This is a genomic window from Paenibacillus kribbensis (assembly GCF_001705305.1).
Classification (GTDB): domain Bacteria; phylum Bacillota; class Bacilli; order Paenibacillales; family Paenibacillaceae; genus Paenibacillus; species Paenibacillus kribbensis_B.
In genome coordinates this window covers 1-6,076 of sequence record NZ_MCBP01000038.1, presented here as the reverse complement: position 1 = coordinate 6,076, position 6,076 = coordinate 1, and the positions used below count along the sequence as shown (strand labels likewise).

At 40.1% G+C, this 6,076-nt stretch carries 11 protein-coding genes; 7 read left to right on the top strand and 4 right to left on the bottom strand.

Annotated features, from left to right (window positions below; genetic code table 11):
• The coding region (locus BAZ21_RS29440) for a hypothetical protein (protein WP_218061453.1) at positions 1 to 231 on the top strand (231 nt) is incomplete at its 5' end.
• A 50-nt stretch (positions 232 to 281) separates the two neighbouring features.
• Here the strand turns inward: BAZ21_RS29440 and BAZ21_RS27365 are convergent.
• Both BAZ21_RS27365 and BAZ21_RS27360 read right to left on the bottom strand, forming a co-directional pair.
• The gene (locus BAZ21_RS27365; RefSeq protein ID WP_068505938.1) at positions 282 to 1,148 is read right to left on the bottom strand and encodes a hypothetical protein; all 867 of its coding nucleotides are present in this window, start codon (positions 1,146 to 1,148) and stop codon (positions 282 to 284) included.
• Positions 1,149 to 1,299: 151 nt separating this feature from the next.
• Positions 1,300 to 1,755, bottom strand: coding sequence for an AbrB/MazE/SpoVT family DNA-binding domain-containing protein (locus tag BAZ21_RS27360; protein ID WP_068505937.1), 456 nt, complete (start codon positions 1,753 to 1,755; stop codon positions 1,300 to 1,302).
• A gap of 270 nt (positions 1,756 to 2,025) precedes the next feature.
• Here BAZ21_RS27360 and BAZ21_RS27355 point away from each other — a divergent pair, with 270 nt between their 5' ends.
• Together BAZ21_RS27355 and BAZ21_RS27350 are read left to right on the top strand one after the other, a co-directional pair.
• On the top strand, positions 2,026 to 2,445 hold the full coding sequence (locus BAZ21_RS27355; RefSeq protein WP_068505936.1) for a hypothetical protein: 420 nt from the start codon (positions 2,026 to 2,028) through the stop codon (positions 2,443 to 2,445).
• A gap of 11 nt (positions 2,446 to 2,456) precedes the next feature.
• Positions 2,457 to 2,879: a hypothetical protein gene (locus tag BAZ21_RS27350; RefSeq protein ID WP_068505935.1), complete on the top strand. Its 423-nt coding sequence runs from the start codon at positions 2,457 to 2,459 to the stop codon at positions 2,877 to 2,879.
• Positions 2,880 to 2,973: 94 nt separating this feature from the next.
• Here the strand turns inward: BAZ21_RS27350 and BAZ21_RS27345 are convergent, their stop codons facing one another.
• Positions 2,974 to 3,204 (bottom strand): hypothetical protein, encoded by a 231-nt coding sequence (locus BAZ21_RS27345; RefSeq protein WP_068505934.1) that lies wholly within the window; start codon positions 3,202 to 3,204, stop codon positions 2,974 to 2,976.
• A 198-nt stretch (positions 3,205 to 3,402) separates the two neighbouring features.
• Between BAZ21_RS27345 and BAZ21_RS27340 the strand changes: the two genes are divergently transcribed.
• The 4 genes from BAZ21_RS27340 (at position 3,403) to BAZ21_RS27325 (ending at position 5,273) form a co-directional block, all read left to right on the top strand.
• Positions 3,403 to 4,035, top strand: coding sequence for a recombinase family protein (locus BAZ21_RS27340; RefSeq protein WP_068505933.1), 633 nt, complete (start codon positions 3,403 to 3,405; stop codon positions 4,033 to 4,035).
• Positions 4,036 to 4,052: 17 nt separating this feature from the next.
• Positions 4,053 to 4,445: a hypothetical protein gene (locus BAZ21_RS27335; RefSeq protein ID WP_068505932.1), complete on the top strand. Its 393-nt coding sequence runs from the start codon at positions 4,053 to 4,055 to the stop codon at positions 4,443 to 4,445.
• 25 nt (positions 4,446 to 4,470) lie between these two features.
• On the top strand, positions 4,471 to 4,857 hold the full coding sequence (locus tag BAZ21_RS27330; RefSeq protein ID WP_068505931.1) for a hypothetical protein: 387 nt from the start codon (positions 4,471 to 4,473) through the stop codon (positions 4,855 to 4,857).
• A 209-nt stretch (positions 4,858 to 5,066) separates the two neighbouring features.
• Complete coding sequence (locus BAZ21_RS27325) at positions 5,067 to 5,273, top strand: hypothetical protein (protein WP_141695049.1); 207 nt, start codon at positions 5,067 to 5,069, stop codon at positions 5,271 to 5,273.
• Between the two features lie 462 nt (positions 5,274 to 5,735).
• On the opposite strand, the gene BAZ21_RS29315 is transcribed toward BAZ21_RS27325, so the two are convergent.
• Positions 5,736 to 6,076: hypothetical protein (locus BAZ21_RS29315; RefSeq protein WP_176718235.1), on the bottom strand; the 341-nt coding region annotated here is incomplete at its 5' end.

The window sequence follows — 6,076 nt, the reverse complement described above, 5'->3', positions numbered from 1 at the left end:
ACGGCCCCGGCCGTCCTTTTCGCTATGCCTGGCGGCTGCTGCCGAGCGGCACCAGGTGTGTGTTCCCGGCGTGTCCGCTACCTGGCTGAAGAGCTGACGTGCGGCCAGCAGCTCATGCGCTTCCTGAACGTACAGAGTAGGAAATATAAAAGAACCAACAGCATCAAGGGATTTCCCCGATACTGTTGGTTCTCCGTCAGCATTTCATTAATCAATTCCAGCCGTGATTAGAAGGCGAATTTACCCCGAAATTTCCCCCAATGCTACCAATTGGAATAATACTAATGAGAGCGAATATCATGGCCATCGAAACTAATAATTTTTTCATCCTTAATCAGCTCCTTGAATAAATTTTGATACTGCTCAATTTGTTCATTTGAAGCATACTGGCGTAGTGCTTCAAATAGCACAATAAATTTCTTGAAGTTCGTACCATTTTCAATCATATTAGCCGATGTTAAAAATACTAAAACTTGGCGTACTGCATCTTCAAATCTCTTGTTATTACTATAATAAATCGCAAGATGATATAAAAACCTAAAATAGTGTGTCTTATTCGTTTCGCTTTCCAAACTGCTCAGATCATCAATGGTTGTTTGGAATTTGTGGAGGACATCATCTACATTGAGCAAGTGGAGATTGGCCGCTTCCATAATAGTTACCAGCCCTGGCAATACTTCTTCCTCATTGTTCTCTAAAAATTGAACATATTCTTGCAATACATCTGTTTTTCCAGACAATAGATCATTTGTGTACATATTCGCTTTAGCCAAAAATCTGAATCTTTCAACCTCATCAAGCCCGTTAGCATCTAATCCAGAAAACCAACCTAGCTCCGAATATTTAAGGATGTATTCTCTAGCTTCATCGAATAGGCCAAGCTTTTGAAGTGCTGTAGCTCTTGCCAAATAGCTGAATCCATAGTAAAAAACCAATGGACGTTCTGTATCTAGTGATGCTTGTTCTGTCTTGTGCTGTGATTCGTAGATATCCTGAGATATTTTGTGTAGGTAATCTGAAATAACAATTATGTCATTCCAATTATGTTGTGTAAACCTTAGATGTAATAGCTCCACGCATTTATCTAAATTATGATTGTAGTTTGAAACTAAATATGTTGCACCTTTTCCCTCCAAAACGTCTTCCATCCCTTTACCTTCCTCTCAATCTTATATTTGCGCTGGAGTATTCATGCCAAGAAGCTGATCATTTTCATCTATTACAAATATATACAATTGCTTACCAATGGTCAATTCATTTTTACATTATTTCAAATTTCTGTGAACTTGAAGGTGAGACTCAGGTCAATTTCTTTTTGAGTTGAGATACACGACTTTGGGAAACTCCCAAAATTTCAGCTAATCCTTTTTGCTTTAAGCCTGGATGCTGAAGCATCAATTTTTTTAGTTCTTTTAAAGTAACTTCTTCCTTTACCTTACGTTGCTTACGCGGTTTGGCAGTACGATTCTTATTGGTTGTTGGCATATATAGTTGGGGGTTGGAAGATTTCAAAGCCTGGGTGCATTCATAACAAATAAAACAATTCTTTTCTTTCAGATAGGTTAAACCTTCAATTGATCCGCAAAGCTTACAGGCTTGTCCCACACTCTTCTGCAAGACAACATATTCGTTGTCTTCGTCCCTTAAAAACTCTATCGGATCGCCTATTTCTATATTTAAATGATTTCGTATTTCTTTAGGTATCACGATTCGACCCAAATTATCTAACAGGCGCACCATACCAGTATTTTTCATCTCGAATGCCCTCTTTCCTTAATATATTTCTATAATAGCAAATTGTTGGCCGTAACATCCAAGCTGCCCCTTTTTCTGTGCTGGAAAATATGAATATTTGTATGTATAATGAGGAAGCAACCGGATTATATTACCATATCTTCAAAAAGGGGATGGTATATGAATATATTTTCATATGGAAATAATTTGTTTTTCCTTCCTTTTTGAATCTTATTTTTTGTGCCAGCCGTCGATCTAAAATGAAACCAATTTGAGAAAGAGGTGTTTTATTTGAATTTAGTAAAAAAAGTAGCATTATTTTCTTCTGCTAGTGTTTTGGCCCTCGCAATTGGAAGCTCAACTGCTGTAATGGCTGCTCCGGCTGAAAACGAGAGTTTGAAGGATGGTGGAAGAGTAGTTGTTCCGTATGTAAATTGGTCTGGTTCAGCATATTTAACTACAGGTGCTTATAGTAACATTACATCTTCTAACAATTTTTTCGATGATTCACCTACTGTTACAAACAGTGCAAACAGCCCAGGTTCTGTTACTTTTAGGGTTGTAGATGATACAGGCGCGCAAGTAGGAAGTACCAAAACGGTTGCGGCAGGAAAATCTGTAGTACTTGATCAGATACCTTGGAATGCCGGCGACTATACCCTGCAAGGAAAAGCTAGTAAAACTGGATATTACAATATTTCTATTGATTAAGGAGTTGAATTATGGTTAATGGTAGATTCAAGAAAATTGGTGTAATTGGTGCGATTTTCGTTACGTTAACCATTATTTTTGTTTGTTCTTATCAAGTTTATCAAAACGTGGAAACTGTCCATAATTACTTTTCTCCTAAAGTGACCTCAGCTATGGCTATTGAAAAAGAAACTGATGAATGGAACAGCGTTAAATTTGATGGACAAGATTCCATCAAATTTGATAGTGTTTTTTGGGATAAGACAATCATAAATGATGCAAACAGTGCAGGTAATGCGCTTATGAGAGTTAAAGATGAAAAGGGAAATGTCGTGATTGATGAGTTTCATGTGTCTCCTGGCAATAGCAAACAACTAAGTGGTTTAAATAAAGATCAACAGTATTACTTTGAAATCAAAGCTCCAAAAGGACAGTTCATCATTAATGCAATATAGTACAATTAGTATAGAAGAAGGGCATCCCTATGGATGCCCTTCTTTCATTAGGTATATTTATTTTTTGGATTCCGGGCGAAAAAAAGCTTACGTCTCACGTTGAGGCAGTGGTTAAATTCATTTTTTTTATATATGCCTTCTGCGTACTGTCGCGACCTTCTTTCCAGCCGAGATGATGCGCATGTATACAATGGATCTTAACTATTTGATCAATATACTCAATCGTGTGTTCATCAATGCCTGATTCTCGTAAATTTTGCTTAGTGTCTTCAAAACTTAGAAATCCCATCGTCTCGTATGTAAAATCTTGCACTTTTTCCGCCATTCTATCGCATCCCATCCCATCTATTTTATTATGTAGTATGTCCATATAAGCAGCACATATACCCCGTCATTGTGTCCGTAAAGGTATACCTTTAGAGAGGGTAAAAACAGTATCAAAATAAAGTTTGTAAAGGTATTCTTTTTATATTATAAACGTGTATAATGATATATATACCTTTATAAACTATAAGGAGGATAAATGAGAAAATACGGTTATGGCCGAGTGTCCGAGAAAGACCAAAACGAAGATAGACAGTTGACGGCATTGCGTGAACAGGGCATACCGGAAGAATACATCTTTATCGACAAAGCCAGTGGGAAAAACTTTGATCGTCCCGAATATCAATTATTGAAGCGAGTCATGCGTGAGGGAGATACGCTTTTTGTAAAATCAATTAACCGCTTTGGCCGCAATAAGCAAGAGATATTGAGAGAGTGGCAGTGGCTGATTGATGCGAAAATCCATGTTGTGGTGATCGACATTCCGATTTTGGATACACGTAAGTATACAGAACTGGAAGGGATCGGCCAGCTCATTATGGATTTAGTGCTTCAGATACTAAGCTGGCTGGCTGAAGAGGAACGCAGGGGCATCAAGCAGGCGCAGGCTGAAGGGATTGCTGAAGCCAAGAAGAAGGGGAAACACCTGGGACGGCCACGTATGAATCTAAGCACTCTTTCCCCAGGGAAGCGATTAATATTGGAAGAATGGTATTCTGTTTGGAAGATAGGGGCTTTATCTGCTGTTGAGTTTATGCAGAGACTTGATCTGAAAAAGAACACCTTTTATAAAATCGTGAAAGAATATGAGAGGGAGTGTGGATTGTCATAGTCACAGCAAATCATATTATGTCTATGAAGCCAGGAATGGAACTAGATGAAGAAATTACTGTTGTCATTATGGCTATTACTTCTACTAATGATATTAAAGGTGAACTAGGACGTTATCGAAGCTATTCCTCTGATCCGCTGGCCGCAATCAATCTATGGGAATTTGCTAGTCAGGTCTTTGACTCTGTTGCGCTGATTAATTTTGGCGATGCTCCTAACCAGGTTAGCCGCTACTGTAGTATTAAGGATTCAGAAATTGAAGAAGCTTATGTTACAATTATGACGGGGAATTGGATGGAATCTCTATGTAAAGCATTTCTTCTTTTTTACTATGGTTTATACGGTGATTATAAAGGTTCTGAGTGGGGGCAAAAGAAAGAGCAAACTCCTACTTCACGTTTGCTGAATTAAGGACAAATTATAAGGGGCTAAAAACATGATTAAAATTGTGGAAATTTTGCCAGGCGGGGAACCGGTAATCAAGGATATTGAGTCATTACATAGTTATGGGCGCAAGTTATTTGATGAACCATTTATGGATCATGCCAAGATCGGGAATGATCTTTACCTTGCTGTAGGGGATTCTTCTGCTCTTATGAGGAAGCCGGTGAATTTCACGATTGACTACGGGAACGGACAGCAAACTGTTTGTGGGCCGGCAGTTTTAGTTAATCGTATTTTCGAGCGCGGCGGTGGAGAAACTTACGATGAATACAAATCTTTGTTGGCCGGGGAAGCGGCGGCAATTGTAGACTTATTTAAACGTAATCGTATGACATTTCATCCGGACGAGTTACATAGACTTCTAGGCTGGGAACTATAGACCGGACAAAATAGTGAAAGTAGATAGGGGAAGATTACACTGAAACAACATCCAGACGAGATTAAGCAGGAATGTCAAAGAGAAGAATGCACTCGTGAAAGATATCAACTTATGCAGTCACCAATACCAGGAGACGAAAGGTTTGTATGCTCGAATTGTTGGAATTACCTTTACAAGCAGACTAAAGCATCAAATAAACCGATCCTTAAATGAAAGGGGCATTGGCCTTGCTGGATGAACATCACTATAGACAGAAATTTGAACAGGACAAGGATCATGCCTTTCCAGTTGCGATTCAGTTAATTCAGGGGGTTACTAACTTGCCTTTGGAGAAACAAGCACGAGCTGTAGCAATCATTAAAAAGGTTGCGGAAGGGTATGGGGTGGAAATTAACGATTGTTCGGAAAAAGAATGAATTTGGCTCTCCGATCAGCTCCTGAAGGAAGATCCATTTGCCTTAAAACCCGAACATTAAAAAGATGGCCAACATACCAGCTACAGCTATATACGAATATTCAGCTTAAAGCGTTCCTGGCACACCAGTAGGGAATGCTTTTTTTATGCGCTGCCCTGGTCAAACAGAAAAACAGGGAAACATGGCTCATGCTACTGGCTCTACGGCGGCAGCCGCCACCTAAGAGCCAGTACGCACCGCTGGGGCCGCTCAGAAGGGCATTATGAACCGCTACGCTGGCGCTTTTCATCAATAGCGAGCGTTGGATACTCCCCTCCATTATAACCCCATATAAACAGCGAAATATGATGCGTAATAAATACAGTAACAAGATGGCCTAGCGCGCCTATCTATCATGAAATATTCACTATATGAAAAATTCATAATAGATAACTAAGGCAATATCCCCCACAGCATACCAGCTCATAAGAAACTTTCGCGCTCCACCTTGAAAAAATGGATGGGGGGCTGGGACGATCCCCGACCAAGGCGCTTACTACTGGCCATTTTCTGTGCCTGGTGCGGCTGCTGCCGAGAGAAAACAAAAGTGTGTACAGCGGATGAAATAGGACCTTTACATACCGCCCGCAACACTTCAGCAGCATCGTTTACGGCGTGGAATACCAGGGCTTCTTCTTCCGCAATGGACAAAAGCCTGACGGAGAACGATCCGGCAGAGTCTAATACTTTATTTTCACTTAACACCAGGAGTGTTCCCGGTGTGGCCGCTGCCCGGCTGAAGAGCTGACGTGCGGCCGGCAGCT

Excerpts from the sequence above, each read along its gene's own strand:
- BAZ21_RS27335 (WP_068505932.1), top strand. The coding sequence starts at position 4,053 with ATGTCTATGAAGCCAGGAATGGAACTAGATGAAGAAATTACTGTTGTC.
- BAZ21_RS27345 (WP_068505934.1), bottom strand. The coding sequence starts at position 3,204 with ATGGCGGAAAAAGTGCAAGATTTTACATACGAGACGATGGGATTTCTA.
- BAZ21_RS27340 (WP_068505933.1), top strand. The coding sequence starts at position 3,403 with ATGAGAAAATACGGTTATGGCCGAGTGTCCGAGAAAGACCAAAACGAA.
- BAZ21_RS27360 (WP_068505937.1), bottom strand. The coding sequence starts at position 1,755 with ATGAAAAATACTGGTATGGTGCGCCTGTTAGATAATTTGGGTCGAATC.
- BAZ21_RS27330 (WP_068505931.1), top strand. The coding sequence starts at position 4,471 with ATGATTAAAATTGTGGAAATTTTGCCAGGCGGGGAACCGGTAATCAAG.
- BAZ21_RS27325 (WP_141695049.1), top strand. The coding sequence starts at position 5,067 with ATGAAAGGGGCATTGGCCTTGCTGGATGAACATCACTATAGACAGAAA.
- BAZ21_RS27365 (WP_068505938.1), bottom strand. The coding sequence starts at position 1,148 with ATGGAAGACGTTTTGGAGGGAAAAGGTGCAACATATTTAGTTTCAAAC.
- BAZ21_RS27350 (WP_068505935.1), top strand. The coding sequence starts at position 2,457 with ATGGTTAATGGTAGATTCAAGAAAATTGGTGTAATTGGTGCGATTTTC.